This window comes from Amycolatopsis sp. NPDC051371, assembly GCF_040682155.1.
Lineage (GTDB): Bacteria > Actinomycetota > Actinomycetes > Mycobacteriales > Pseudonocardiaceae > Amycolatopsis.
This window is the reverse complement of sequence record NZ_JBFBAG010000011.1, coordinates 120,174-145,288: the sequence shown is the minus strand read 5'-3', so window position 1 is coordinate 145,288 and position 25,115 is coordinate 120,174. Positions and strand designations below refer to the sequence as shown.

The following is a 25,115-nucleotide window of genomic DNA, read 5'->3' as shown; positions in this document are numbered from 1 at the left end:
ATGAGCGAGATCGACGCGATGAAGGCCGAGCTGGACGGTCTCGTCCGCGAGCAGTCCGAGCGGCGCGTCCTGCGCGAGCAGCGGGGCGAGGAGATCAAGGCCCGGTCGCAGGAGTACATGACCAAGCAGGTTCAGGCGGCCGAGCGGTACGTGCAGCACGTGCGCGAGATGGCGCAGCGCAAGACGAAGTCCGGCTGGAGCACGGACCGGGGCGGCACGGAACCGCCCTCGGCCTTCGACTCGGACGCCTTCGGCGGTGAGCCCGGTTCGGCCTCGCCGTTCGCGCCGGCGCCGGAGTCGCGGCCGTCCGCCCGAGACGATGGGGCCCGCCGCGCACGTCGTTCGCGCGCGGCGGAGGCCGACGACGAGGGCTACGACAACAACCCCTGGTGACGTTCGTCCACAGTGGACGTCACGGCCGCCAGAGGTCGACGGCGATCTCGCGCAGCCCCTCGGTGAACGGCCCGGCCGGGCTCGCCCGCCGCAGCAGCAGCCGGAGCTCGGCCTCGAACTCCGCGCGGCGGTCGCCGAACAGGTGCGGCGCCGAGCTGGACAGCGAGAAGACGCCGGCGACGACCTCGTCGGCGGTGCGCGTGACGACCCGGCCCGGGACCTCGAACCGCCGCGGCCCGCGCAACCCGGCGGCGCGGTAGACCTCCGATTCGCCGCCGGCCGTACCGTCCGGCAGGAAACCCTGCCCGGCGCGCCGCACCGGGCCGAGGTACGCGCGCACCAAGTCCGTGATCTCCGCGTGCGGCACGGTGCTTTCGACGCCCTGGTGCGTCGTCGCGTGCACGTGGGCGCAGGCGCCGCCGGGCGCCAGCATGCCGCGCGCCGCCGCGGCGACCCGCGCGCGGTCGAACCAGTGGAACGACTGCGCGAAGGTGACCAGCCGGAACCGGCCGAGCCCGGCGGGCAGCTCCTCCGCGCGCCGGTGCACCCAGCGGCAGTTCCGGATCTCCGCGTCGGCGGCGAGCCGGGCCGCTTCGCGGAGCATGTCCGCGTCGGCGTCCAGCCCGACCGCTTCCGCGAACCAGCCGGCCAGCGGCAGGGTCAGCGATCCGGGCCCGCAGCCGACGTCGAGCAGGCGTCCCGACCCGTCGAGTTCCAGCTCGCCGGCGAACGCCGCGGCGAGCTCGGGGGGATAGGCGGCGCGGCCTCGCGCGTAGTACCCGGCACTGCCCGAATAGAGGGACGGATCCCACTTCCCCGCGTCGGTCACGGCTCCAGCGTAGATACTCGGGTGTCATGGACTCCGCGAACTGGTGGCGCGACGCCGTCGTCTACGAGGTCTACGTACGCAGCTTCGCCGATGCCGACGGGGACGGCACCGGGGATCTCGCGGGCCTGCGCTCGCGCCTGGGCCACCTGGCCGACCTCGGCGTCGACGCCGTGTGGACGACGCCGTGGTACCGCTCGCCGATGGTCGACGGCGGCTACGACGTCGAGGACCACTGGATCCCCGATCCGCTGTTCGGCACCGACTCCGACGTGCTGGACCTGGTCGCCGAGGTGCACCGGGTGGGGCTGCGGCTGCTGATCGACGTCGTGCCGAACCACACCTCCGACCGCCACCCGTGGTTCCGCGCCGCGCTCGCCGCCGGACCCGGCGCGCCCGAACGCGCGCGGTACCACTTCCGGCCGGGGCGCGGCGCGGACGGCGAGCTGCCGCCCACCGATTGGCGCAGTGTCTTCGGCGGGCCGGCGTGGACGCGGGCGGCCGACGGCGAGTGGTACCTGCACCTGTTCGCCCCGGAGCAGCCCGACCTCGACTGGGACGACGCCGAAGTCCGCGCGGACTTCGAGGACCTGCTGCGGTTCTGGTTCGCCCGCGGGGTCGACGGCGTCCGCATCGACGTCGCCCACGGCCTGTTGAAGGACCCGGCGTTCCCCGACCTCGGCGCCGAGGACGAGGAGATCGCGCAGCCACCGGACCGCAGCGCGCACCCGCACTGGGACCTCGACGGCGTGCACGAGATCTACCGCTCGTGGCGCAAGATCGCGGGCGAGTTCGGCCCGGACCGGGTGTTCGTCGCGGAGGCATGGGTCGACCGGCCGGACCGCCTCGCGCGGTACGTGCGCCCGGACGAGCTGCACACGGCGTTCAACTTCGACTTCCTGCGCTGCGACTGGGACGCGGACGCGCTGCGCGAGGTGATCGACCGGACGCTGGCGGCGCTGGAGGCGGTCGGCGCGCCCGCGACGTGGGTGCTGTCCAACCACGACGTCGTCCGGCACGTGACGCGGTTCGCGGGTTCCGGTGATCTCGCCCTGGGACGGCGGCGGGCCCGGGCGGCGCTGCTGCTGATGCTCGCCCTGCCCGGCGGGGCGTACCTGTACCAGGGCGAGGAGCTGGGGCTGGAGGAGGTCGAAGACCTGCCCGAGGCGGTGCTCGCCGACCCGACGTGGGACCGGTCCGGCCACACCCGCCGCGGGCGCGATGGCTGCCGGGTGCCGCTCCCGTGGTCGGGGACGGCGCCGCCGTTCGGGTTCGCGCCCGACGGGACGAGCACATGGCTGCCCCTGCCACCCCACTGGCGGACGATGACGGCCGAGGCCCAGGCGGCCGACCCGGGTTCGATGCTCAGCCTGTACCGCGCGGCCCTCGCCGCCCGGCGGGCACATCCGGCCCTGGGGGACGGGACGTTGACGTGGTCGCCGGCGTCTCCCGGTGTGCTGTCGTTCGCGCGGGAGCCGGGGTTCCGGTGCGTGGTGAACCTCTCCACCGAGCCGTGCGAGCTGCCGGAGTACGGACGGGTGGTGATGTCGAGCGCGCCGCTGGAGGACGGCCGGCTGCCGGTGGACGCGGCGGTGTGGCTCGACAGGAGTTGAACCGATGTCACCCGGACGGGTTGAGTGAGCCGGTGTGAAACCGGGAGCGGCGGGGTATCCGGTCGCGTTCGTTGCCGCTCAGCCCGAGCCGGAGGTCGTCCGATGCCCGTCCGCACCCCGCGCCCGCCCGCCACCGATGTCGTGGCCATGGCGCTGAAAGTCCTCGTGGCCCAAGGCATGACGGGTGCGGCCGCGCAGTCGGCCTTGATCGCGATGGCGCAGGAGCGCGGCCTGGCGGTGCGGAACTGCGCCGCGCTGATCGTGGCCGCCGTCGACGGGAGGAGGGGCTGATGGCCGTCGCCGGGGGATTCTCGCGGGCCGGGAACGCCGATACCGGCGGGGGAGTGCTGCTCGCCGTCGGGCTGGTCGTCGCGTTCTTCAGCTGGTGGTCGTGGTGGACCGTGGTGGCGATCGCGCTGATCGCCGCCGGCGTGCTGTGGCTCACGATGGCGAACCGGCACGAGTAACCCGTCCGGGACGGGGAAAGCTCCCTCGGACCATCCGACGAGGAGGAGGCTTTCCGTGCCGGACAAGGAAGAGGACGTCATCGAGTTGCTGCAGCGGCAGCACCGGGAGATCCGCGCGATGTTCGCCGAGCTGGAGACTGCCGAGGGCGACCGGCGCCGCGACCTGTTCCGGGACCTCGTGCGGCTGCTGGCGGTGCACGAGACCGCCGAGGAGCTGGTTGTGCACCCGGAGATCCGGGACCTCGAGCCCGCGGCCGGGCCCGTCGTCGACGCGCGGCTGGGCGAGGAGCACCGGGCCAAGGAGCTCCTGACTACCCTGCAGAAGATGGGTCCCGAAGCCGACGGCTTCGACACGCTGCTCGTCCAGTTGCGCGACGACGTGCTCGCGCACGCCGACCACGAGGAGAAGGAAGAGTTCCCGCTGCTGCGCGCCCACCGGCCGCCGGAGCGGCTGCGGGCGATGGCGGCGACCGCCAAGCTGGCCGAAGCCGTGGGGCCGACCCGGCCGCACCCCGGCGTCGAGAGCGCGAAGGCGAACCTGCTGCTGGGGCCGCCGGCGGCGATCATGGACCGCGCACGCGACCTCATCCGCGGCGCGCTCGGGCGTTGAGCGCGATGACGGAACCGGACGACGAGGTGACCGACCCGGAGGAGTTCGCGGAGGCGGCCGGGCTCGACCCGACCCCGCAGGAGGTGGACGAGTACCGGGAGCTGGCGGAGAAGAACCCGCCCTGGTCATCCCCGGAGTGAATGGGTACCCCGTCGGCATGGCAGACGTCCCGGCCCGCAAACTGCGGCGCTACCAGGAGATGCGCGACTTCGGCCGGACCGCCGAGCCGGCCGGCGGGGACCCGGGCGGGCCCGCCGGGCACCGGTTCGTGGTGCAGCGGCACCGCGCGCGGCGGCTGCACTACGACTTCCGGCTCGAGCTCGACGGCGTCCTGGTCAGCTGGGCGGTGCCGAAGGGACCGACGCTGGACCCGAAGGCCCGCCGTTTGGCCGTGCACGTCGAAGACCACCCGATCGAGTACGCCGGGTTCGAAGGTGTGATCCCGCGCGGCGAGTACGGCGGCGGCGACGTCATCGTGTGGGACCGCGGGGTGTGGCGGCCGGTCGACGCCGACCCGGCCCGCGCCATCGAGGACGGCACCCTGCACTTCGACCTCGACGGCGAGAAGCTGGCCGGGCGGTTCGTCCTCGTCCGCACGAACCGCGGGGAGAAGGACCAGTGGTTCCTCCTGCACAAGGAGGACGAGCACGCCGAGGCCGGCTGGGACGCCGAGGACCACCCGCGCTCGGTGAAGAGCGGCCGTACGAACGACGAGGTGGCGGCCGCACCCGACGCGCTGTGGCACGGCGACCGGCCCGCCGCGCACGCCGAGGAGCCGGTGGGGTTCGCGGCCGCCACCGCCGACGAACTGGCGGCCCTCGACGACCTCAAGGCCAAGGGCAAGTGGTCGGTCGCCGGGCGGGAGCTGTCGCTGACCAACCTCGACAAGGTCCTCTTCCCGCCGGCCGGCGGGGGCTCACCGGTGACGAAGCGGGACCTGATCCGGTACTACGCCACCGTCGGGCCGGTGATGCTGCCGTACCTGGCGGGCCGGCCGCTGAACACGAACCGCTTCCCGCAGGGCGTCACCGAACCGGGCTTTTGGCAGAAGGAAGTCCCGAAGCACGCGCCCGAGTGGCTGACGACGTGGCGCAACGAGCGTGCCGAGGCGGGGGAGAGCCAGCGGTACGTCGTGGCCGACAGCGTCGCCACGCTGGCGTGGCTGGCGAACTACGGCGCGCTGGAACTGCACGCCTGGACGTCGCGCGCCGACGACGTCGACCACCCGACGTGGGTGCTCTTCGACATCGACCCGGGCCCGGAGACGTCGTTCGCGGAGGTCCTGGAGCTGGCGCGGCTGCACCGCACGGCGCTCGAGCACCTCGGCCTGACCGGGCGGCCGAAGGTGACCGGGCAGCGCGGGATCCAGGTCTGGGTGCCGATCGCGCCGCACTGCACCTTCGAGCAGACCCGGACGTGGGCGGAGACGGTGTCGAAGACGATCGGGCGTGTCCTGCCGGACCTGGTCAGCTGGGCGTGGGCGAAGGACAGGCGCCGCGGCCGGGCCCGGCTCGACTACACGCAGAACGTGCTCAACAAGACGCTGGTCGCGCCGTACAGCGTGCGGCCGCGCCCGGGGGCGCCGGTGTCGGTGCCGCTGGAGTGGGACGAGCTGGACGACGACGGGCTCACCCCGGACCGGTGGACGATCCGGGACGTTCCCGCCCGGCTGGCCGAGCACGGCGACCCGTTCGCGAAGCTGCTCGGGGTCGAGCAGAAACTACCGGGCCTGTAGCCGGGGCTCGAGCGTGCGGCCTTCAGCCCGGCCGCCGGTCGTCAGGCGTGGACGGTTTCCAGCCGGGGCCGCAGCCGGTCGAGGACGGGATGGGACAGGTGCGGCCGCCCGCCCGCGTGCTCGGTCGTCGCCGCGGCCGCCGCGACCGCCAGACAAGCCGCCGTCTCCAGCGGGCGGCGGCGGGTCAGCGCCGCGGTCAGGGTCGCGACCAGCGCGTCGCCGGCCCCGGTCGGGTCGACCACCTCGGTCTCGACGTGCGGCACGAACCACGACTCCGCCGGCCCGGCGAACAGGTTCCCCTGCCCGGCCACCTCGAGCACGACCAGCGACGGCCCGCGCCGCCGCAGGTCCGCCGCGGCGCGGGCCGCGCCGGCGACGTCCTCCACCGGCTGGCCGGTGAGCAGCTCGGCTTCGTGGCCGTCGGCACGCAGGACATCGGCGAGCGCGAGCAGGTCCGTGGCGAAGGTGCCGTCTTCGGGCGCGCCGTCCAGGACGACCCGCGTGCCCGCCGTGTGCGCGAGCCGGGCCGCCAGCAACGCCGCCGGGGCGGGCTGCTGCAGCTGGACGATGAGGGACCCGGCGGCCGAGATCGGGGCGGACGCGGCGAACACGTCGGTCTCGGTCACCAGCGTCGCGCCCGGGACGTGCTCGAGGTAGCGGCGGCGGCCCTGGTCGTCGACGACGTCGACGATGAGCGCCGTTTCGACGCCCGGCCGGCGGACCACGTGCGTGGTGCCGATCCGGTCGGCCCGGGCGCGGGCGCACAGCGCGTCGCCGACCGCGTCCTGCCCGACGACGCCGACCAGCGACACCGTCACCCCGAGCTGGCTCAGCGCCACGGCCTGGTTGGCGCCCTTCCCGCCGAGCAGCTCCTGCCGCTGCTTCACCGGCACCGACCCGTCCGCGGGTGGCGCGTCCGGGACCTCCACCACCAGGTCACGGGCGATCTGCCCGACCACCACGACTTCGCTGAACATCACCGGTACCGCCGGTCCATGGAGCCTCCTCGGTTGGCGAAGATCGGCTACCCCGGTTCGGGCGCGCCATAAACCGCTCGATCGGGTCGTGCGGACCGTCACCGGCTGATCCCTCGTTGCGCCGGACGGACGCGCCGGTTCGTCCGGCACCGGGATGTGGATCACCGCGACTTCGGGTAAATCAGTAGGACGAAGACCCGGTGGAAGCGAGGTTCGGGTGACCGAGACATTGATGAACGCGGCGGACCGGTGGAGACCGCTGACCGAGCTGCTGCGGGCGCTGCTCGAGCGGATCACCGGCGAGCTGCCGGGGTGCCTCGGCGCGGGCCTCACGATCGGCTACGGCGGCCGGCCGCCGCAGGTGCTGGCCGCCGCGGGCATCGCCGCCGACCTGCTGCCCGTCCAGCTGGCGCACGGCGGCCCGGTCGCCGACGCGGTCGTCACCGGCGAGCCGGTGACGACGGACGACCTCTTCGCCGATGAACGCTGGCCCGGGCTCACCCGCGACGCCGTGTTCGCGGACCGCCCGGAGCTCGCCGGGGCGCTCGGCGCGGCCGCCCTGCCCGGGTTCTGGGACGACACCAGCGCGTTCGTGCTGTCCGCGACGTTCGACCGGCCGCCCGGGGCCGAGATCCTCGCCGTCCTGCGGCGCTACGAGAAGCTCACCGAGATGACCCTGGTGGTCGCCGAGACCGCCACCACGGGCGACCCGGACCAGACGCTGGACCTGCTGGCCTCCCGCGCCGCGATCGAGCAGGCGAAGGGCGCGATCATGGCGGTCCGGCGGTGTTCCCCGGACGAGGCCTGGCAGACGCTGCGCCGCACCAGCCAGGAGTTCAACGTGAAGGTCCGCGAGCTGGCCGTCGCCCTGGTCGAGCACCTCGGGGGCCAGCACGCGCCCGAAGCCGGCGGCGTGCCGGAGATCCGCCCCGGCGCCCCGGCCCGCCGCGCGGCCGAGCGGCTCTGGTCGGCGTTCAGCGCGGAATAGGGCGTTTCCGTTCCGGCGGTTTGGGTATCAAGACCCCGACCTTGATCACCCCGCTGCGACGCCGGCCCCTCGCCGGCGCGGATAGGCCTGCCGAACCCGTGTCCCCCACGTTCCCGGTCCCCACCCGGTCCGCGCCGCTCACGGCGCGCCGGACGGAGTACCGCCCCGGTCTGCTGGTGCTGACCTTCGCCGGCGAGATCGACGCCCTGACCCTGCCGACCCTGAAGCGCGAGCTGGCGGCGTCCCCGCCGGGAACAACGGTGGTGAACCTGTCCCAGGTCGCGTTCCTCGGCCTGGCCGGCGCCCGCGCCCTGGCGGCGGCCGCGGAGCGCGCGGCCGGGGAGGGCGGGCGGCTGGTCGTGGTGGCGAACAGCCGGACCCTGGCGCGGCTGTTCCGGATCACGGGGCTGGCCGCGGTGGTCCCGATGTTCGCTTCGCTGTCGGACGCGCTGCGGGAGCTGTTGTCGGCGGGGGTGCGGGACGCCGCCTGCTGAGCGCGCGATCACCCCACTCGGGCGCCCTGCTCAGCGCGGTACCCAGCGGGCGACCAGCACTCCGGCGTCCGAGCGCAGCTCGCCCGCGCCGTGGCCGAGGACGGCACGGGTCAGCAGGCGCGCGGTCTCCGGCGGCAGCGTCTCCGCCGCCAGGTAGCCGGCCACCCGCTCCCGGCCGAACGGAGTCCCGGACCGGTCGGCCGTCCCGGCCAGGCCGTGGGAGTACAGCGCGAGCACGTCACCGGGCCGCAGCCGCACTTCCGTGGCCTGCGGCAGCCGCTCGCCCGCGAGGAACCGGGCCGGGCCGGGCGCCGTCTCCGGCAAGGCCCGGCCGTCGCGGACGATCAGCGGTGCCGGGTGGCCGGCCTCCAGCCAGCGCAACGCGCCGGTCCGCAGGTCCAGCTCCGCGATGACCCCGGTGACGACCGGCTCCGAGCCGGCCAGCTCCCGGCCGACGGCGGTGTACTGCTCCCCGAGCGAGGCCCCGTCGCGCCGGGCGGCGCGGTAGGCGGCGAGGGCGTGCACCACCGCGTAGCTCGCCCCGCCCGTGCGCGGGCCCGCATCGAACATCGCCAGCCGCGCCCGTCGTTCCGAGAGCGCGTAGTCGAACACCACCCCGCACAGGTCGTACGCCGGCTGGACGCTCGCGCCGACGATCACGCTGTCGGTCGCGCCGGTCAGCGGCGGCAGGCTCTGCCACAGCAGCTCGGCGGGGGAGGCGCGGTGGTGCCGCCGGCGCCGCACGTCGAGACCGTCGCCGTATTGGGTGGTGACCGTCACCAGGTGGCCGAGCAGGCTCGCCAGCCAGTGGCACTGCTCCCGCAGCACCGGGTCGTCCGGGTCGGCGCCGTCGGTCGGCACGATCTCGAGCACCCCGAGTCGCTCGACGCCATCGAGCAGCACCGTCCACAGGGCGGGGTCGGGCCCGTCCCGCGTCACGGTGGTTCCGGCGCGGCGGAAGACGTCCCCGGCGACGGTGGTCTCGATGTCCAGCTCCGCGGCGGACTCCGCGCGCAGTGGCACCAGCGTCCGCTGGTCGTAGTCGGCGAGGTAGATGCCGATCCGGAGGTCGAGCGCGCGGCCGGCTTCGGCGACGACGGCGGGCAGTCGCTCGGGCGGTGCGCGGTGGGCGCCTTCGAGGAGGTCGACGAGCGCCCTCAGCGGGCCGTGCAACGGCTTCCCGTCGCGGGCCGAATGGCTGTAGGGCGCGCGGGGCGGTCCGGCCAGCTCGTCGAGCCGCTCGTTGACGGCGTGGGCGAGCATGTCGCGGTCGACCCGGGGGAGCGTGGTCAGCCCGTTGAGGTAGGCGTCCAGTTCCACGAGGCCCTGGCTGCCACCGAGCGCGAAGTAGCGCATCCAGAGCTGTTCGGGCGTCAGCCGGCTCCGCGCGTAGCAGGCGGCGAGCAGCCGCTGCTGTTCCTCCTCGGGCAGGAAGCGCATCGGCGGCTCACTCTCCCCGTCGTGCGGGGGCGAGCAGGTCCGCGGCGGCCTCGGCCGGGGTGTGGGCACCGGCGCGGGCCAGCGACAGCAGGTGGTCGAACGCGGCGTCCTCGCCGACGCCGTCGCGGCCCATCAGGAACCCCTTCGCCATGGTGACCGCGTCACGCTCGCGGAGGGTGTCCTTGAACCGCTCGCTGAAGCGGCTCGCCCGCTCGTACGCGCTGGCGTTGGCGACGAGGACCGCGGCGCGGCCGGCGAACGTCGCGAGCGTCGCTTCGTCGGCGAGGCCGAACGCGCCGGAAGCCGTCGCGTAGATCTTGATGGCGCCCAGGCAGCCGTCCTCGGTGACGAGCGGCGTGGTCAGCACCGACCGCAGGCCCGCGTCACCGGCCGCGGCACACCACCGCGGCCAGCGCCGCTCGGTGGTGACGTCGTCGATCCGCATCGGCGCGCCCTCCGCGAGCGCGGTCATGCAGGGTCCTTCGCCGAGCTGGTACTGCAGGGTGTCGGCGTCGCGCACCAGCGGGCCGGACGCGCTCGTCGTCGATGGGCGGCCCTCGTCGTCGAGCAGCGTCACCCCGGCACCCGCCGCCGCGGCGATCGTCATCCCCGCGAGCGAGACGATCAGCTCGAGTACCGAGTCGACGCTCTCGCGCGACAGGAGCAGTCCCGACATCCGCGCGGCCACCCCCGCCAGCTCGCCGTCCAGCGGCAGCCCGCCCGCCTTCTCCGTCGCCATGGCCGCTGATTACCAAGCCGGGGCCGTCGTCAAACCTGCTCTGACCCGGGACATGGGCCGGGCGCGGAGTGGGTACCCCAGCCGTTCGGCGTCCCACAGGGAGGAGCGGACATGGAACTGCCGGAGCCCACCACCGTGACGGCTTCGTCGTTGCTCGACGACGTCACCGGGGCCCTCGAAGCCTTGACCGCCGTCCTGCGGCAGGAGGACGACCTGCGGATCCTGCTGCAGCACGTGTGCCGGCAGGTGTGCCACGCCGTCCCAGGCGTGGACGAAGCGTCGATCACGCTGGTGAGCGGAGACGAGCCGCACACGGCGTCCGCGACCGCCGCCGTCGTGGGCGGGCTCGACGGCGACCAGTACCGCCTCGGTGACGGCCCGTGCCTGGAGGCGGTCCGCAGCGGCAAGATCGTCCGCACGTCGGTGAGCGACGCGACCGAGCGCTGGCCCTCGTTCGCGAGCGGCGCCCGGGAAGCGGGCTTCGGGAGCTTCCTCGCCGCGCCGCTGGTGGCGGACGAGCAGTACTCGGGCGCGATCAACTGCTACGGCCGCCAGGACGACGGCTTCGAGGCGATCGAAGCGCAGCTGCTCGAGCTGTACACGGCCGCGGTGGAAGCGGTGTTCCGCGTGTACCACCGCTACGTCCAGGCGCGCGAGACCGCCGAGCACCTGCAGACGGCACTGAGGTCGCGCGCGGTCATCGACCAGGCCAAGGGCATGCTGATGGCGATCCGCCGGATCGGCGCCGACGACGCGTTCGCCCTCCTCGTCGACCAGTCCCAGCGCGAGAACGTGAAATTGCGCGAAGTCGCGGAGCGATTCGTCGAACGGGTGCTTTCCAGTGGCGCGGTGTGAATGCGGGCGGACAACCGATTGACGGCCGAGCTGTCACTGGTAGGTCGATTCGCGGACGACGAGTTCCGGGGTGAAGGTCACCTGCCGGTGTTCGTGCGTGGGGTCCGCGGTCTCCTGCACCAGCAGCTCCGCGGCGGTGCGCCCCAGCCGGCGGCGCGGCTGGCGCACCGACGTGAGCGGGACGGTGGCGGCCGCGGCGAACTCGATGTCGTCGTACCCGACGATGGCGAGGTCGTCCGGGACGCGCATGCGCAGTGCGGCACACGCTTGCAGCAGGCCGAGTGCCAGCAGGTCGTTGGCGCAGAACGCCGCGGTGGGCCGGGTCGCGGACGGCAGACCCGCGAGACGACGACCGGCGTTGCCGCCGTCCGCCACGGCCATCCGCGACGTCGTGAGGTCGACGAGGTGGTCCGGGCCGAGGCCGGCGGCCAGTAGGGCGCGCAACGCACCTTCGCGGCGCTCGCGGACCTGGCCGATGTCGAGCTGACCTCCGACGAAGGCGATCCGTTCGTGGCCCTGCTCCAGGAGGTGACGGACCGCGATCTCGCCGCCCACGACGTCGTCGACGGCGACCGAGCAGTGGCTGTCCGAGTTCCGCGTGCGGTCGACGATCACCAGCGGCATGCCCCGCCGGGCGATCTCGTCGAGCTGCGGGGAGCCGGGGTCGACCGGGGTGATCAGGATGCCCTGCACCCGCTGCTGCTCCAGCCGGGTGAGGTAAGCGGCCTCGCGCGCGGCGAGGTTGGCGCTGTTGCACAGGAAGAGGGAAAGGTCGGCTTCGCCCGCGGTGTCCTCCATGCCGCCGGCCACGTCGGTGAAGAACGGGTTGCGGCCGTCGAGCATCACGTACGCCAGCACTCGGCTGTGCCCGACGCGGAGATGCCGAGCCGTCTCGTTGCGCACGAAGCGCAGCTCGGCTATCACGGCCTCGACCTTCGTCCGGGTCGCGCGGCTGACCAGGCCAGGCCGGTTGAGCACGTTCGACACCGTGCCCACCGACACCCCGGCGGCGGCCGCGACGTCCTTCATCCCGACGGTACGGCTTCCGGCAGAGCCTGTCCCGGCGGTATCCGGCACCGTCATCATGATCCCTCTGTGTGAACGTGAAGGCCGTCGACCCAGACACAAAATCGATTTACCAACGGCCCTCAGCGGCGTTGACTTCGCCTTCAGGACCATAGTAGCGTCACCGCACGAGGTTTTGAAACCTTTTAATCCGGGAGACGCGATGAGGCGTTGGGATCCGGGCCACGGGCCCCTGTCGGCGACCCGCGAAGCCACGAAGCCGCCGTTCGGACCAGTCGCTGCCGCGGGGGCGGCCGATCCCCGCGCGGGCCGGCTGCCCGAGGGGGAAGGCGCGCACGGGCCGAGAATCCCGCTCGCCTTCGTCGTCGCGTGGTGAGCAGAGGACGGTGGGCCGGTGATCGCTGTGCTCGAACGCGAGGAACTCGCTCTGCTGGCGCTCTTCGCGGAAGGCTTGCCCCTGGACATCATCGCGCGGCGGCTGGAGCTGTCCGACCGGACCGTTCGTCGTCGCATGCGCTCGATCTGCGATCGGCTGGGCCTGGCGACCCCCATTCAAGCGGTGGTGTGGGCCGCGCGTCGTGGGCTGGTCTGAACGGTGGCCGGCGGCCGTCCGGTTTCGGACAACGTCTTGTCCGGCAGGAGACGTCCTCGTAGCTTCGAGGATCAGGTAAAACGTTTCATCCCCGTGGGTGACGAGTAGCGAGCCGTTCCACCCGGCCGAAAGGACAGCCGATGAACCGCCGGCGCCCCATCCTCACGCTCCTCACGGCAGCGCTGCTGGCCGTGTCCGGATCGGCGGTGGCCGCCGCGACACCGGGTGGCCGCGCCGCGCCGCCGACTTTTCTGAAGACCGAGAACCTCGTCGACCCGATCGGGATCGACGCTGCCAAGCCGTTGCTCAGCTGGCTCCCGCCCCGGAGCTCGGCAGGTCAGGTCGCCTACGAGATCCGCGCGGACCTCGACACCCCGGCGCGGCCGCGGAACCTGTGGGACAGCGGGAAAGTCCGCTCGGCCGCCACCTCGAACATCGCCTACGGCGGCCCGGCCCTGCGCGCCCGGGACCACGTCCGCTGGCAGGTCCGCACCTGGGACACCGCCGGGCGCGTCTCGCCGTGGAGCGCGGAATCGAGCTGGGAGATGGGCCTGCTGTCCGCCGCCGACTGGTCGGCCCGCTGGATCGAGAACCCGTCCTACGACTACACCCAGCCCGACGGCAAGGAGACACCGCTGCCGGTGTTCGGCAAGGCGTTCGCCGTGCACGGACCGGTCAAGCAGGCTCGCCTCTACACCACCGGTCTCGGCATGTACGCCGCCACGCTCAACGGCCGGGCCGTCGGGGACGCCGTGCTCGAGCCCGGCCAGACCACGTACACCGCCGAGGTCGACTACCGCACCTACGACCTGACGCGCGCCCTGAAGCCGGGCACCAACACGATCGGCTTGCAGACCGGCAGCGGCACCTACCAGCGGGTGAAGACCCCCGGCCGGTACTTCTTCGGCAACACTCTCGAGCAGTACACCGTGTACGGCGAGCCGAAGGTCATCGCCCAGCTCGAAGTCACCTACCAGGACGGGCACCGCGAGGTGGTCTCCAGCGACGGCACCTGGCGCACCGCGCTCGGGGCGACGACGTTCTCGTCGTGGTGGAGCGGCGAGGAGTACGACGCCCGCCGCGGAGACGGTGCGGGGTGGCAGCAGGCGGGCGTCGTCAAGCTGACCCAGACCACCACGCCTCGCGACACGACGCCGTTGCGCGCCAACCCGCGTCCGCCGATCACCGTCGCGGAGACCGTGCGGCCGAGCAACGTCCGCAAGCTCGCCGACGGCTCCTACATCCTCGACTTCGGTGCGAACCGGTCCGGCTGGCCGAGCCTGTCGGTCGCCGGACGCGCCGGCGACACCGTCACCATGATCCCCGCCGAGAAGCTCGCCGCGGACGGCACGCTGGACATCGCCAGCACCGGCGCGAAACCCGGCAACCAGATCGCCTACCGCTACACCCTTTCCGGGCACGGGCTCGAGAAGTGGCATCCGCAGTTCACCTACAGCGGCTACCGCTACCTGCAGGTGAGCGGCCTGCGCACGCCGCCGGCCAAGGACACGGTGACCACGGACGTCGTCTACGCGGCGAACCCGAGCGCGAGCGAGTTCACCTCGTCCAGCGATCTGCTCAACCAGATCCACGCCATCACCGAGCGCTCGATCCAGAGCAACATGACGTCGGTCCTGACGGACTGCCCGGACCGGGAGAAGGGGCCCTACACCGGCGACAACCTGCACAACATCGACGCGTTGCTCACCGACTACGACATGTCGGCCTTCGAACCCCAGCTCGTGCGCAACATGGCGACCGCGCAGCGACAACCCGGCGACGAATCACCCGGCCTGATCGCGAACATCGCGCCCGAGTTCCACCGCGTCGCGCCCGTCAAGCTGCAGTACCCGCAGGGCACCATCGAGTTCCTCGACGAGGTCAACTGGGGCGGCGCGATCATCCGCATCCCGTGGCAGCTCTACCAGACCTACGGCGACACCCGCACGATGGCGACGTTCTACGACAACATGGTCGCCTGGCTCGACTACGAGGCCGCGAACAAGGCTGCCAACAACGGCGACATCCCGGGGCTGGGGGACTGGTCCGCGACGGACAACACGACGCCGATGCAGCTGGCCATCACCGCCGGCTACTACACCGCCGCCCAGGATATGGCGAACATCGCGCAGGCCTTGGGTAAGACCGCCGACCACGCCAAGTACACGGCTCTGGCGGCGCAGCTCGGCGCCGAGTTCACGACCCGCTTCCGCCACGTCGACGCGACTGGCGTCTTCTACGGCAGCGACAGCGAAGCGTCCAACGCCATGGCTCTCGACGCGGGCCTGGTCGCGCCCGCCGACCGCGCCGCGGTGCTCGGCCGGCTCGTCGCGTCGGTGCGCAAGGCCGGCAACCACATCACCACCGGTTCGGTCGGGCTCGGCCCGCTCTTCCGTGCCCTGGAAGCCGGGAACCGCGACGACGTCCTCTACGACATGGTCGTCAACCCGACTTCGCCGGGCTACGGCTACCTGGTGGCCGGCGGCCACACCACGTTGTCCGAAAGTCTCGACGGCGGTGGCTCGCAGAACCACCACTTCCTCGGCGAAGTGGACGCGTGGTTCGTCCGCGGGGTCGCCGGCATCCAGCAAGCTCCGGGCTCGGTCGGTTACCGCACCTTGACGATCGCGCCGGCACCCGTCGGCGACCTGACTCACGCGGCCGGGAGCTACCAGACCCCACTGGGGACGGTCAGCAGCAGCTGGACGAAGTCCGCGCACGGGTTCCGGCTCGACGTCACCGTGCCGCCCGGCGCCACCGCCACCGTGCACGTTCCCGGCAGCCCGGCCACGCAGACCGTCGGCTCCGGCAAGCACACCTTCACGGCTTCGATCTGATCGTCCCTCGACAAGGAGGTCCGTGGTGAGCTCAGGGATGACCCGTAGAGCGATGATCGGCGGGTCGCTGTCCGTCATCGCCGGGATGAGCATGCCGTTCCCGGCACTTGCCCAGGGTGCGGAGAGAACAGCCGAGGCGGCAACCCGCTACGGCAAGGTGCGCGGGAGACGGGAGGACGGCATCGCGAAGTTCCTCGGCGTGCCCTACGCCACGCCGCCACTCGGCGACCTGCGGTTCAAGGCCCCGAAGCCGCCCAAACGCTGGCACGGCGTGCGCGACGCGGTGAGCTTCCCCAACCCGGCGTTCCAGGCGGCGGGCAACGAGATGGGCCCGAACGGCAACGGCCGGATGCCGGCCCCCTCCGAAGACTGCCTCTACCTCAACATCTGGACGCCCGCCGCGGACCGCCGGCGGCGACCGGTGATGTTCTACAACCACGGCGGCGGCTACATGATCGGCTCCGGCTCCGCCACCGGGCAGGACGGCACCCACCTGGCGCAGCTCTACGACGTCGTGGTGGTCGAGTCCAACCATCGGCTCGGCCTGCTGGGCTACCTGTTCCTCGGCGACCTCGCCGGCGGCGACTACGCCGCCAATCAAGGGATGCTGGACATCCTCGCGGCGCTGCGCTGGACCAGGGAGAACATCGAGAACTTCGGGGGCGACCCCGGCAACGTCATGGTGTGGGGTGAGAGCGGTGGCGGCGCCAAGACCGCGGCCGTCTACACGATGCCTGGTGCCGCGCCGCTGTTCCGCAAAGCCTCGATCGAGAGCGCCGCTCCGCTGCGTTTCCCCACCCGCGACGGCGCCACCGCACGAGCCAGGCGCACGCTGGAGCTACTGGGACTGAGTACGGCGGATATCCCCAAGCTGCACGACATTCCGGCCGAGAGGCTGCTCGAGATCCAGCAGTCCGAAGCCGCGAACGGCGTCGCGCCTTGGGGTGATCCCGACCCGCTGCCCGGCTTCGGCGCCTTCGTCGACGGCACTGCCATTCCGCGGCATCCCTTCGCCGACGGCGTGGCGCCCTTCTCGGCCGGCAAGCCGCTGATGTGCGGCACCTGCCGCGACGAAATGGTGTTCTTCAGTCTCTTCGGGCCGCCCGACATCTTCCGCATCGACGAAGCCGGTCTGCGCCGGGAACTGAGCAAGACCTATCAGGGCGTCGAGCTGGACCAGATCATCAAGACTTTCCACGAGTCGAGGCCCGACGCGACGCCGGCGCAGCTCTACTTCGCGATCACCACCTCGCCGATCTGGAGAGACTCGATCAAGATCGCGGAGACCAAGTTCGCGCAGCACGCGGCGCCCGTGTTCATGTACCAGCTCGCTTACAAGAACCCGACTTTGGTGCCCGGCACCGATTTCCCGATCGGCTCGCCGCACGCGTCGGACATCACCCTCAAGTTCGCCAACGTCTCCCGCTCGGCAGATCCACCACCGGGGCAGCTCGCGACTGCGCGGCACATGAGCGCACTGTGGGCGGGCTTCGCGCACCATGACCGTCCCACCGCGACCGGTGTGCCGGCCTGGCCCGCCTATACGCCGAAGACCCGTTCCACGATGTGGCTCGACGCCGACTGCAGGATCGTCAACGACCCGGACAAGGCCGAAAGGCTGTTCTGGCAAAACCACGCCTGATCCACGCTACGAAGGAGTGTGCAGATGGATGTCACGCGTCGGTCGATGTTGAAGTGGTCGGGAGCGGGCGTGGCCGCGGCCGGGGTCGCCGCCGTCGTCCCGCCCGGGGTGGCCGAAGCTGCCGCTCCCGCGCCACCTCCAGAGGTGCAGGCGGCCACCGGCCGGGCCCGGCAGCTCGTGGCTCGCATGACCCTCGACGAGAAGATCGCCTACTGCCACGGGATTCCGGCGACGAAGGGCTTCACCGGCCACATCCCCGCCAACACCAGACTCGGCATCCCGGCGCTGCGGCTGGCCGACGGGCCGAGCGGCGTCGGCAACGGGTCCGTCGGCGTCACCCAGTGGCCGGACTCCAAGGCCCTGGCCGCCACCTGGAACCCGGACACCGCGACGGCATACGGAAACGCCTACGGCGCGGAGCAGGCGGCCAAGGGGCACAACGTCGCGCTGGCGCCCTGTATCAACATCCTGCGTGTGCCGCACTGGGGCCGATCGTTCGAGACCTACACCGAGGATCCCTACCTCAACGGGCAGCTCGCGGCCGCGACGATCCGCGGCATCCAGGCCAACCACGTCATGTCGACGGTGAAGCACTTCGTGGCCAACAACCAGGAGATCCTGCGCAACTCGATCGACGTCGTCGTGTCCGACCGGGCGCTGCAGGAGATCTACTACCCGGGGTTCCGGGCCGCCGTCCAGCAGGGCCGGTCCGGCGCCGTCATGACCTCCTACAACAAGATCAACGGCACCTGGGCCCACGAGAACCGGGTGAACGTCCAGGACGTGCTGCGGGACGCGTGGGGCTACGACGGCTGGGTCATGTCGGACTGGGGCGGCACCCACAGCACGGTCCAGACCGCCAAGGCCGGCTCGGACACCGAGATGCCCGGCGGCACGTACCTGGGCGACGCGCTCAAGGCGGCCGTGCAATCCGGCGCCGTCAGCGAGGCCCAGCTCGACACGATGGTGACCCAGGTCCTGACGCCGATGATCCGCGTCGGGCTGTTCGACCACCCGCTGCCCGATCCGGCCACGGTCGTCGACACGGTGGTCTCGACCCCGGCGCACCTGGACCTGGCGCGCCGGATCGGCGTCGAAGGCAGTGTGCTGCTCAAGAACGACGGCATCCTGCCGTTCGCGCGCCCGCGCAGCATCGCGGTCATCGGGGACGCCGCCGACACGGGCGCCCAGACCCACGGTGGCGGGTCGGGCAGCGTCACCTCCAACGGTCCGGTCGTGACGCCGCTGGCCGGGATCCGCGCCCGGGCCGGGTCGATCCCGGTGACGTATGCGCGCGGCACGCTCGGAATCGCGGCGCTGCCGGTCGTGCCCGCGTCGGCGTTCGGTGCCGGGCTGACGGCCACGTACTACGCCTCCACCGATTTGACCGGCGAGGTGCTGGCCACGGAGACCGTCCCGAACCTGAACGTCACCGCGGCACCGGCAGCCGTCGCGAGCCAGACGGACGGCTGGTCGGCGCGCTACACCGGCACCTTCAACGCCTCTGCGGCCGGGGGTTACCGGTTCAGTCTCACCGCCGGCGGGCTGACGACGTTGAGCATCGACGGCAAGACGGTGCTCACCTACCTGGCCGGCCGTGAGTCCGTCCAGAACGCCTTGGTCACCCTGACCGCTGGAAACCACGCCGTCGAGGTCACGTACGTCTCTGCCGCGCCCGTTCCCGGCGGCCGCGCGCCGCGTACCTCCTTGGTGCTCGGCTTCCAGGCCGGGTATGACCAGCTGCACCAGGAAGCGGCCGCCGCCGCCCGCGCGGCGGACGTGGCGGTCGTGGTCCTCGCCGACGTCACCAGCGAGGGCATGGACCGTTCGACGTTGGCGTTGCCGGCGGACCAGAACGAGCTGGTCGCCGCGGTCGCGCGGGCCAACCCGCGCACGGTGGTCGTGCTGAACACGTCGGGCGCGGTGTTGCTGCCGTGGCTGGACAGCGTCAAGGGCGTCATCGCGAACTGGTACGCGGGGCAGGAGCAGGGCAACGCGGTGGCGGCGATGCTGTTCGGCGACGCCGAGCCGGGCGGCCGGCTGCCGGAGACGTTCCCGGCGTCCGATCAGCAGGGGCCGGCGAAGACGAGCGTCGAGTTCCCCGGTGACGGGGTGCACGTGTTCTACGACGAGGGGCTGGCGATCGGGTACCGCTGGTATCAGCACTCGGGGGAGAAGCCGCTGTTCCCGTTCGGGTTCGGCCTGTCGTACACGAGCTTCCGGCTGGGGGACCTGCGGGTTTCCCGGACGCCGGGCGGACTTCGTGCTTCGGTGTCGGTCACCAACACCGGCCGCCGGGCCGGGTCGGAGGTCGTCCAGCTCTACGTGGCCGCTCCGGATGCGGCCCGGGAGCCGGCTCAGCAGTTGAAGGCGTTCTCGAAGGTGACCCTTCAGCCCGGCCAGCGCACGACGGTGACGCTCGACGTGCCGCGGGACGAACTCGCGGTGTGGCTCAACTCGAGTACCGGGTGGACTGTGGTGCCGGGGAACTACGGCGTCGGGGTGGGCACGTCGTCGGCCGACCTTCCGCTCCGGGGACGCATCTCGCTGTCTTGATCCGCATTCTCGCACCACGGGAGCGGCGCCGAGGAACCTCCTCGGCGCCGCTCCATCGTGTGGACGTGAGATTGCGATCTCAAACGGGCCGGGCTACCTCCCGCCGTACACCACCGCGTCACGCCAAGGCGTCAGCGTGACCGGGCCGCGAAGCCCGTACGGCTGGCTCGCCGTCGACTTCTTGTTGTACTTCGACACCGCGTTGCGCAGCGTTGTCCGCACCGTTATCTGGACCGAGTTCGCGCCCGGGTGCAGCCAGCGCCCGATGTCCCACTGCCGGCCGTCGGTGATCTGGGTGCCGACGACCTGGCCGTTGACCGCGATGTCGGCCGTCCCGTCGACGTGACCGAGGTCCAGGAACACGCCTCCCGAAGCACGCCAGCCGTCCGGCAGGGTGGTGTTCGCCGTGTACGTGCCCACCCCGGACTCGCCGGACAGGTCGGTGATGTCCCGCCAGTCCTTGAGCCGGAACTGCTGGAACTGCGAGTCGCCGAGTCCACTGGGGACCGTCACGGTCGCGCCACCCGAAGGAGTCACCGTCTTGACCGACAGCGACCACGGGCTCCACGGCTCGATCACCGACGGACGAGACGACGGCGGCCCGGACAGCGGCCGGTCGTCATCGGGAACCTCGGCGGTGACGTCGACCGAACGACCGTTGGACAGCTGGAACGTCTGCGTCCCCGACTCGGTGGCCCGGAACACGATCTTTCCGCCGCTGATCGCCAGCTGACCGCCCTCGGGCGCGGAGCCGACGACGTGGACCGCGGGCCGGGCGTCCTTGTTGATCGAGATCACCTTGCCCTCGCGGCCCTGCAGGGTCACCGGCAGCGCGGTGCGCCCGTTGCCGGAGGTGTATTGAGCGAGCGGCGAGATCGAGCCGTCCCAGAGGTTCATCTCGGATGGCACGCCCTGGACACCGAAGGACGGCGTGAACGTCGCCGGGTGGTCACTCGGGTTGTAGAGGTACGCGTACGCCCCACCCTTCACCTCACGCCACTGGGACAAGACCTGCGTCCCGCCGGAAGCGACCCGCGGAGCGAGACCGAGCCGCTTCAGCGCACCGGCGACGTCGTTCTGGGACGCCACCCGAGTCGCCGAAGGCTGTTTCAGCGTCTCGGCGACGCTGTTCTTGACGTCGGCATCACCGCGGCCACCCGAAGCGAAAGTCGTGTCGTGGTCGGGCAAAGCCCCGACGAACACGACACGGACTCCCGCGTGCGCGGCACGCAGGATCGCGGCCGCCGCGTCGTGACCCAGTGAACGCTGATCCACGACCAGAGCGTGGTAGCCGCTGGTGCCCGGGAACAGTTCACCATTGGCCGGCCGGGAATCCCGCGCCAAGCCCTGGGGATCGAGGTACTCCACGGAGAAGCCCTGCTCCTCGAGGCGGTGAGCGTCGAACAGCGACTGGCTTCCTCGCGGAGACAGGAACGAGTCGCTGTAGACCGCGACGTCGGTCTTCGCCGTCCCGGTCTCCAGCACGCTGGTCCCGCGCGCGAAGTAGCTGTTGAGCGCGGCCCAGCTCGACCACTGCGGGAAGTTCTTGTCGTTCCAGCTGTCGGTGACCGTCTCGCCGAAGCGGGTCGTTCCCGGCCACGCCGCACCCGCGGTCTGCAGGGCGAAGCCGTGGATGAACGGCTGCGACACGCCCGCGGCCCACTCCTTGCCCATGAGGTCGCGGTAGTTGTCGAGGTTCATGCTGTACGCGGGCTTGAAGAACGCGCCGAGCTCGACACTCAGCAGGTCTCCACCCGCCTGGTGCACCCCGGACGCGATCGTCTGCTGGAAGGCGAGGGAGTTCCGCCACGCCGGATCATCGGTCGAGATCGGCAGGTTCTCGCCGGCGTCGAGGGATTCGGTTTCCGACCGCCCCCCGAAGCTCTGCAGGGACCGGAAGCTGCGAATCGGCTCCAGGTCCTGCAGGTAGGCGGCCTGCGCCTTGTACTGCATGCCGTACTGCTTCGCCCAGTCCTGGAACACCTGCAGGTGGTTGCCGATGTAGAGATCGGTCAGCGTCTCGTAGTAGTCGTGACGGACCTTGCCCGCCGACCCGTCGGACAGCGCGAAGTCGGGGTTCGGTTCCTTCGGCGGGACGGGAAAGTCCGACTCGCCCTGGACGAACATCAGCGGCAGGAACTTGGCCATGTCGTAGCCGCGGCGGCCGCGGAACTCGGCCTGCATCTTCGGGGTCCAGTAGATGGAGGTGCCGTGCAGCTCCAGGGAATCTTCGAAAAGGTCAGCCCCGGCCTTGCGCAGCTTGGGGGCGTTGTCCTTGCCGATCTGGATCTGGTCGAGGTCCTGGGCGGCCTTGCGTGAGGCGTCGGCGTCGAAGGGGTTCGTGTAGTTCCCCTTGTTCTCCCGGGACCAGAAGGCGAACAGGTCCCAGTTCCCGCCCGCCGGAGCCCGCCAGGTGAGGTTGCCGTTCTTGACCTGGGCGGTCAGGTCGGTCAGCGACGCGGGATCGAGGACGGTCGACTTCGCCGGTGGCTGCCCCGGGGTCGTGACGTCGGGACCGGCGTCGACCACCCGGGCCGCGGTGACCGCGACCAGCTTCCGGGCTTGGGGCAGCTGGGCCGCGTCGATCGGCGGGGTGACGGGACCGGAGAAGCTCTGCGCGGCGGTGAGGTGGACGCGGCCGTACTGCAGTTCCTGGGAGGCGAAGCCCGATCCGGCGCCGGTGCTGGGGGTCTGCACCGGCCAGGCCGCGCCCATGGTCATCGAGATCTTGATGCCGAGCTGCGCGGCCTTGTCCAGGACGTGGCCGAGGATCGTGCGTTGCTCGTCGGTGGCCCATGCGCCGGCGGAGAACGCGATCTCGATCTCGCCGAACCCGGCGTCGGAGATCACTTGCAGTTCGCGCAGGGCTTCGGCGTCGTCCAGCGGCTTCTGCCACCACCAGCGCATGGCCGGCTTGAACCGGGTTTCGGGGTGGGCGAACTGGGCGGGGGAGAGGCCGCCGGCGAGGGGTTGGAGAGAATCGGTGCCGGCGAGCGACGCGCCGGAATCCGGGCCGGCGTTCGCCGCGGGAACCGTGGTCGACGCGGCCAGGACGGCCACGGTCACGAGGGACACGAAGTGTTTTCTCGGTGTTGCGGAAAAGCGCATTTCACACCTCCATCAACGCTGGGACACAGTGATCTGGTAGCTGCCACCCGACACGGCCAAGGTCGCTGAACCGCCGGCCGACTTCGCCGTGGCGCCGTTGACGGTGACCACCGAGCCGCGGCCCACGGGGACCGTGATGGTGCCCGACGTGGCCGGGGGCGCCTGCACGGTGAGCGTGAACCGCCCGGAGTGCGGGTCGTTGGTCCACTGTGTCCTGATGGTCCCGAACGCGGTCGGGACGGCGCCGGCGGCCGAACGGACCGTGCCGGGGTTCGGGGCGATGCTCCAGGTCTGGTAGCCGGCACCGATCGGCTTGACGCCGAGGAGCTGCTCGGTCAGCTGCACGGACGGGGACGCGGCCCAGCCGTGCGCGAGGCTGGCCGTCGCGCGGTTGACGCCGCCGGTGCTGTTCTTGAATTCCCAGAACGCGCCGGTGTAGAGCGGGTTCTGCTTGTCCACCATGGGACCCCAGGTGCGCCGCATGAGGTCGAGCGCGCCGGCGGTGTCGCCGGTCGTGAACCGCCCGGCCGTTTCCATGCCGTTGCCGAACGGCTCGATGGTGTGCCCGGTCGGATCCTGCAGACCCGGGCCCATGATCGCGCCGTACGGCGTCCAGAGCGTCTTCAACGCGGCGAGGACCCTCGTCTCCTGCCCGGCCGGGACGAAGCCGTACTGGAGCGCCAGGGCGTTGGCGTCCTCGACGACGACGTCGGGCTTGGCGCTGCTCTGCCCGTACGCGCCCAGCGTGGGGTTCCACAGCTTGCTCATGACGGCGGTCTTGATGGCGTCGGCCTTGGTGTCGTAGCCATCGGCCAAGGCCGGGGATCCGACCGTGCGCTCGAGCCACGACATCTCGCGCAGGAGGATGTAGTAGTCGATGCTGTACTTGGTGACCTCCCCGGTCTGCGTCGCCTGCCAGTAGTCGCGGTCGTTGGAGACGACGAGGTTGTCCGCGGTCAGGAAGCTGTTGTTGTAGGCGAGTTCCTTGCGCAGCGCGGGAAGTGCGGCGGTGGCGTAGGTCTTGTCGCCGGTGTAGCGGAAGTAGTCGACGAAGGCCCGCGCGCCGTACCCGGAGTAGTTGTTGGAGTAGAACAGCGGCGAACCGGCGGGGTTGGTGCGCTTCGAGAAGTCCGGCGAACCGGGGAACGCGCCGTCGGCCCGCTGGGTCGCCAGCAGCGCGTCGAGCGACGACTTGACGTACGGCGCTCCGGCGTTGCCGAGGCTGGTGAGCAGAGTGGGGATCTGCACCAGCAGGTCACCGGTCCAGATGCTGCGGTCGCGCTTGGCGCCGTCGTAGATCCGCGCGTCCGGGAGCCCGTTGAGGCCGGGCGCCTTGAGGTTCATCTGCAGCGTGTACGCGCCGGAGTACCACATCCGGTTGAGCTGGTCGTCGCTGGAGAGGAACCAGCCCTGGTAGTCCGACGGCGTCGCGCGGAACGCCTGGAAGGTCACGCCCAAGGAGGAGAGGCTGACGCTGGCGGGGGAGGAGAGGGTGAGCAGCGCGAACCGGAAGCCGCCGTGGAAACCGCCGGTCAGCCGTCCCGGTGCGGTGGGCTGGAAGGTGTCCGGGCCGCCGACGCCGGCGAGGCCGCGCGACTCGTCCGAACTGGGCGCGCCCGGCGACGTCGTGACAGCGGTACCTGCCGGGAGGTCAGCGCTCAACGCGGGCTTGACGGTCACGGTCCGGGCCGTGGCGTCGAAAGCCGTGATGGTGCGCGTGACCGGCGCGCCGCCCGCGGCGGTGAACGTGATCGTGTTGCCGGTCTCGAGGTTCGCGGCGGAGGCCAGCGGGATCTGCGTCGACCCGCCGGGCGCTACCGCCGGCACCGTGGTCGAGGCCGGCGTGCGGATGTACTGGCGCGCTTCGGAGGTGACCAGCGTGAGCGTGGGGGAGCCGGTGACCCGGGTGAGGTCGAGGTACGGCGTCCCGCCGACCTCCTTGCCGAAGTCGAGCAGGACCGAAGCCGGCGTGCCGCCCGCCACGGTGGTGAGCGTCGTCGCGGGACCGTGGGAGTTCACGAGCGACTGGGGGTGCTTGACGTCGCCCCGTCCCTCGGCGCGGGCCGGGTGGACGTCCGGTGTGGACGGACCGAGCACGTAGGACTTCCACGCCGACGTGTCCAGGCCGGCTTGACCGGCCTGACCAGGCGTCACGACGAGGACGGGAGTGATCGCGGTGAGCATTCCGATGGTCGCCAGACGGCGAAGCCGGGACGC

The 25,115-nt window shown here is 71.7% G+C and carries 22 protein-coding genes; 15 read left to right on the top strand and 7 right to left on the bottom strand.

The genetic code is table 11. The features are described from left to right. Positions 1-393, top strand: coding sequence for a hypothetical protein (locus tag AB0M59_RS16545; protein ID WP_364615279.1), 393 nt, complete (start codon positions 1-3; stop codon positions 391-393). A 19-nt stretch (positions 394-412) separates the two neighbouring features. On the opposite strand, the gene AB0M59_RS16540 is transcribed toward AB0M59_RS16545, so the two are convergent. Beyond that, entirely contained in the window at positions 413-1,222 is an 810-nt protein-coding gene (locus AB0M59_RS16540; RefSeq protein ID WP_364615277.1) for a methyltransferase domain-containing protein, read from the bottom strand. Between the two features lie 26 nt (positions 1,223-1,248). On the opposite strand from AB0M59_RS16540, the gene AB0M59_RS16535 reads away from it, so the two are divergent. From AB0M59_RS16535 to ligD, 6 genes are all read left to right on the top strand, one after another. Continuing rightward, complete coding sequence (locus AB0M59_RS16535; protein ID WP_364615275.1) at positions 1,249-2,832, top strand: glycoside hydrolase family 13 protein; 1,584 nt, start codon at positions 1,249-1,251, stop codon at positions 2,830-2,832. Positions 2,833-2,934: 102 nt separating this feature from the next. After that, on the top strand, positions 2,935-3,123 hold the full coding sequence (locus AB0M59_RS16530; RefSeq protein WP_364615273.1) for a hypothetical protein: 189 nt from the start codon (positions 2,935-2,937) through the stop codon (positions 3,121-3,123). Continuing rightward, the gene (locus AB0M59_RS16525) at positions 3,123-3,299 is read left to right on the top strand and encodes a hypothetical protein (RefSeq protein WP_364615272.1); all 177 of its coding nucleotides are present in this window, start codon (positions 3,123-3,125) and stop codon (positions 3,297-3,299) included. Before AB0M59_RS16530 ends, AB0M59_RS16525 begins: the two co-directional genes overlap by 1 nt. Positions 3,300-3,354: 55 nt before the next feature. After that, on the top strand, positions 3,355-3,909 hold the full coding sequence (locus AB0M59_RS16520) for a hemerythrin domain-containing protein (RefSeq protein ID WP_364615270.1): 555 nt from the start codon (positions 3,355-3,357) through the stop codon (positions 3,907-3,909). Between the two features lie 5 nt (positions 3,910-3,914). Then, positions 3,915-4,049, top strand: a complete 135-nt coding sequence (locus AB0M59_RS16515; protein ID WP_364615267.1) for a hypothetical protein — start codon at positions 3,915-3,917, stop codon at positions 4,047-4,049. 17 nt (positions 4,050-4,066) lie between these two features. Continuing rightward, positions 4,067-5,644 carry a non-homologous end-joining DNA ligase gene (gene ligD, locus AB0M59_RS16510; protein ID WP_364615264.1) on the top strand — a complete coding sequence of 526 codons (1,578 nt, stop codon included), beginning with the start codon at positions 4,067-4,069 and terminating at the stop codon, positions 5,642-5,644. Between the two features lie 41 nt (positions 5,645-5,685). Here the strand turns inward: ligD and AB0M59_RS16505 are convergent, their stop codons facing one another. After that, complete coding sequence (locus tag AB0M59_RS16505) at positions 5,686-6,621, bottom strand: PfkB family carbohydrate kinase (RefSeq protein WP_364615262.1); 936 nt, start codon at positions 6,619-6,621, stop codon at positions 5,686-5,688. A gap of 217 nt (positions 6,622-6,838) precedes the next feature. On the opposite strand from AB0M59_RS16505, the gene AB0M59_RS16500 reads away from it, so the two are divergent. Continuing rightward, entirely contained in the window at positions 6,839-7,609 is a 771-nt protein-coding gene (locus AB0M59_RS16500; protein WP_364615259.1) for an ANTAR domain-containing protein, read from the top strand. 98 nt (positions 7,610-7,707) lie between these two features. After that, positions 7,708-8,103 (top strand): anti-sigma factor antagonist, encoded by a 396-nt coding sequence (locus AB0M59_RS16495; RefSeq protein WP_364615256.1) that lies wholly within the window; start codon positions 7,708-7,710, stop codon positions 8,101-8,103. Positions 8,104-8,133: 30 nt separating this feature from the next. Here the strand turns inward: AB0M59_RS16495 and AB0M59_RS16490 are convergent, their stop codons facing one another. Both AB0M59_RS16490 and AB0M59_RS16485 read right to left on the bottom strand, forming a co-directional pair. Next, a complete protein-coding gene (locus tag AB0M59_RS16490; protein WP_364615253.1) occupies positions 8,134-9,543 on the bottom strand; it encodes a PP2C family protein-serine/threonine phosphatase in 1,410 nt (469 codons plus the stop codon). Positions 9,544-9,550: 7 nt separating this feature from the next. Beyond that, positions 9,551-10,282, bottom strand: coding sequence for a GAF and ANTAR domain-containing protein (locus AB0M59_RS16485; RefSeq protein ID WP_364615250.1), 732 nt, complete (start codon positions 10,280-10,282; stop codon positions 9,551-9,553). 111 nt (positions 10,283-10,393) lie between these two features. On the opposite strand from AB0M59_RS16485, the gene AB0M59_RS16480 reads away from it, so the two are divergent. Beyond that, positions 10,394-11,137: a GAF and ANTAR domain-containing protein gene (locus tag AB0M59_RS16480; RefSeq protein ID WP_364615247.1), complete on the top strand. Its 744-nt coding sequence runs from the start codon at positions 10,394-10,396 to the stop codon at positions 11,135-11,137. A gap of 33 nt (positions 11,138-11,170) precedes the next feature. On the opposite strand, the gene AB0M59_RS16475 is transcribed toward AB0M59_RS16480, so the two are convergent. After that, the gene (locus AB0M59_RS16475) at positions 11,171-12,166 is read right to left on the bottom strand and encodes a LacI family DNA-binding transcriptional regulator (protein WP_364615244.1); all 996 of its coding nucleotides are present in this window, start codon (positions 12,164-12,166) and stop codon (positions 11,171-11,173) included. Between the two features lie 199 nt (positions 12,167-12,365). Here AB0M59_RS16475 and AB0M59_RS16470 point away from each other — a divergent pair, with 199 nt between their 5' ends. The 5 genes from AB0M59_RS16470 (at position 12,366) to AB0M59_RS16450 (ending at position 19,790) form a co-directional block, all read left to right on the top strand. After that, positions 12,366-12,539 (top strand): hypothetical protein, encoded by a 174-nt coding sequence (locus AB0M59_RS16470; protein WP_364615241.1) that lies wholly within the window; start codon positions 12,366-12,368, stop codon positions 12,537-12,539. An 18-nt stretch (positions 12,540-12,557) separates the two neighbouring features. Continuing rightward, a complete protein-coding gene (locus AB0M59_RS16465) occupies positions 12,558-12,755 on the top strand; it encodes a LuxR C-terminal-related transcriptional regulator (RefSeq protein ID WP_364615238.1) in 198 nt (65 codons plus the stop codon). A gap of 140 nt (positions 12,756-12,895) precedes the next feature. Continuing rightward, positions 12,896-15,592: a family 78 glycoside hydrolase catalytic domain gene (locus tag AB0M59_RS16460; protein WP_364615235.1), complete on the top strand. Its 2,697-nt coding sequence runs from the start codon at positions 12,896-12,898 to the stop codon at positions 15,590-15,592. Positions 15,593-15,617: 25 nt separating this feature from the next. Continuing rightward, positions 15,618-17,234: a carboxylesterase family protein gene (locus AB0M59_RS16455; RefSeq protein WP_364615232.1), complete on the top strand. Its 1,617-nt coding sequence runs from the start codon at positions 15,618-15,620 to the stop codon at positions 17,232-17,234. A gap of 24 nt (positions 17,235-17,258) precedes the next feature. After that, positions 17,259-19,790 (top strand): glycoside hydrolase family 3 C-terminal domain-containing protein, encoded by a 2,532-nt coding sequence (locus AB0M59_RS16450; protein ID WP_364615230.1) that lies wholly within the window; start codon positions 17,259-17,261, stop codon positions 19,788-19,790. 93 nt (positions 19,791-19,883) lie between these two features. Here AB0M59_RS16450 and AB0M59_RS16445 read toward each other — a convergent pair whose 3' ends face one another. After that, entirely contained in the window at positions 19,884-22,865 is a 2,982-nt protein-coding gene (locus AB0M59_RS16445) for a glycosyl hydrolase (protein ID WP_364615227.1), read from the bottom strand. Positions 22,866-22,910: 45 nt separating this feature from the next. Next, entirely contained in the window at positions 22,911-25,082 is a 2,172-nt protein-coding gene (locus AB0M59_RS16440; RefSeq protein ID WP_364615224.1) for an alpha-L-rhamnosidase C-terminal domain-containing protein, read from the bottom strand. Positions 25,083-25,115 lie beyond the last annotated feature (33 nt).

Excerpts from the sequence above, each read along its gene's own strand:
- AB0M59_RS16450 (WP_364615230.1), top strand. The coding sequence starts at position 17,259 with ATGGATGTCACGCGTCGGTCGATGTTGAAGTGGTCGGGAGCGGGCGTG.
- AB0M59_RS16490 (WP_364615253.1), bottom strand. The coding sequence starts at position 9,543 with ATGCGCTTCCTGCCCGAGGAGGAACAGCAGCGGCTGCTCGCCGCCTGC.
- AB0M59_RS16485 (WP_364615250.1), bottom strand. The coding sequence starts at position 10,282 with ATGGCGACGGAGAAGGCGGGCGGGCTGCCGCTGGACGGCGAGCTGGCG.
- AB0M59_RS16535 (WP_364615275.1), top strand. The coding sequence starts at position 1,249 with ATGGACTCCGCGAACTGGTGGCGCGACGCCGTCGTCTACGAGGTCTAC.
- AB0M59_RS16525 (WP_364615272.1), top strand. The coding sequence starts at position 3,123 with ATGGCCGTCGCCGGGGGATTCTCGCGGGCCGGGAACGCCGATACCGGC.
- AB0M59_RS16475 (WP_364615244.1), bottom strand. The coding sequence starts at position 12,166 with ATGAAGGACGTCGCGGCCGCCGCCGGGGTGTCGGTGGGCACGGTGTCG.
- AB0M59_RS16505 (WP_364615262.1), bottom strand. The coding sequence starts at position 6,621 with ATGTTCAGCGAAGTCGTGGTGGTCGGGCAGATCGCCCGTGACCTGGTG.
- AB0M59_RS16515 (WP_364615267.1), top strand. The coding sequence starts at position 3,915 with ATGACGGAACCGGACGACGAGGTGACCGACCCGGAGGAGTTCGCGGAG.
- ligD (WP_364615264.1), top strand. The coding sequence starts at position 4,067 with ATGGCAGACGTCCCGGCCCGCAAACTGCGGCGCTACCAGGAGATGCGC.
- AB0M59_RS16440 (WP_364615224.1), bottom strand. The coding sequence starts at position 25,082 with ATGCTCACCGCGATCACTCCCGTCCTCGTCGTGACGCCTGGTCAGGCC.
- AB0M59_RS16530 (WP_364615273.1), top strand. The coding sequence starts at position 2,935 with ATGCCCGTCCGCACCCCGCGCCCGCCCGCCACCGATGTCGTGGCCATG.
- AB0M59_RS16460 (WP_364615235.1), top strand. The coding sequence starts at position 12,896 with ATGAACCGCCGGCGCCCCATCCTCACGCTCCTCACGGCAGCGCTGCTG.
- AB0M59_RS16470 (WP_364615241.1), top strand. The coding sequence starts at position 12,366 with ATGAGGCGTTGGGATCCGGGCCACGGGCCCCTGTCGGCGACCCGCGAA.
- AB0M59_RS16480 (WP_364615247.1), top strand. The coding sequence starts at position 10,394 with ATGGAACTGCCGGAGCCCACCACCGTGACGGCTTCGTCGTTGCTCGAC.
- AB0M59_RS16545 (WP_364615279.1), top strand. The coding sequence starts at position 1 with ATGAGCGAGATCGACGCGATGAAGGCCGAGCTGGACGGTCTCGTCCGC.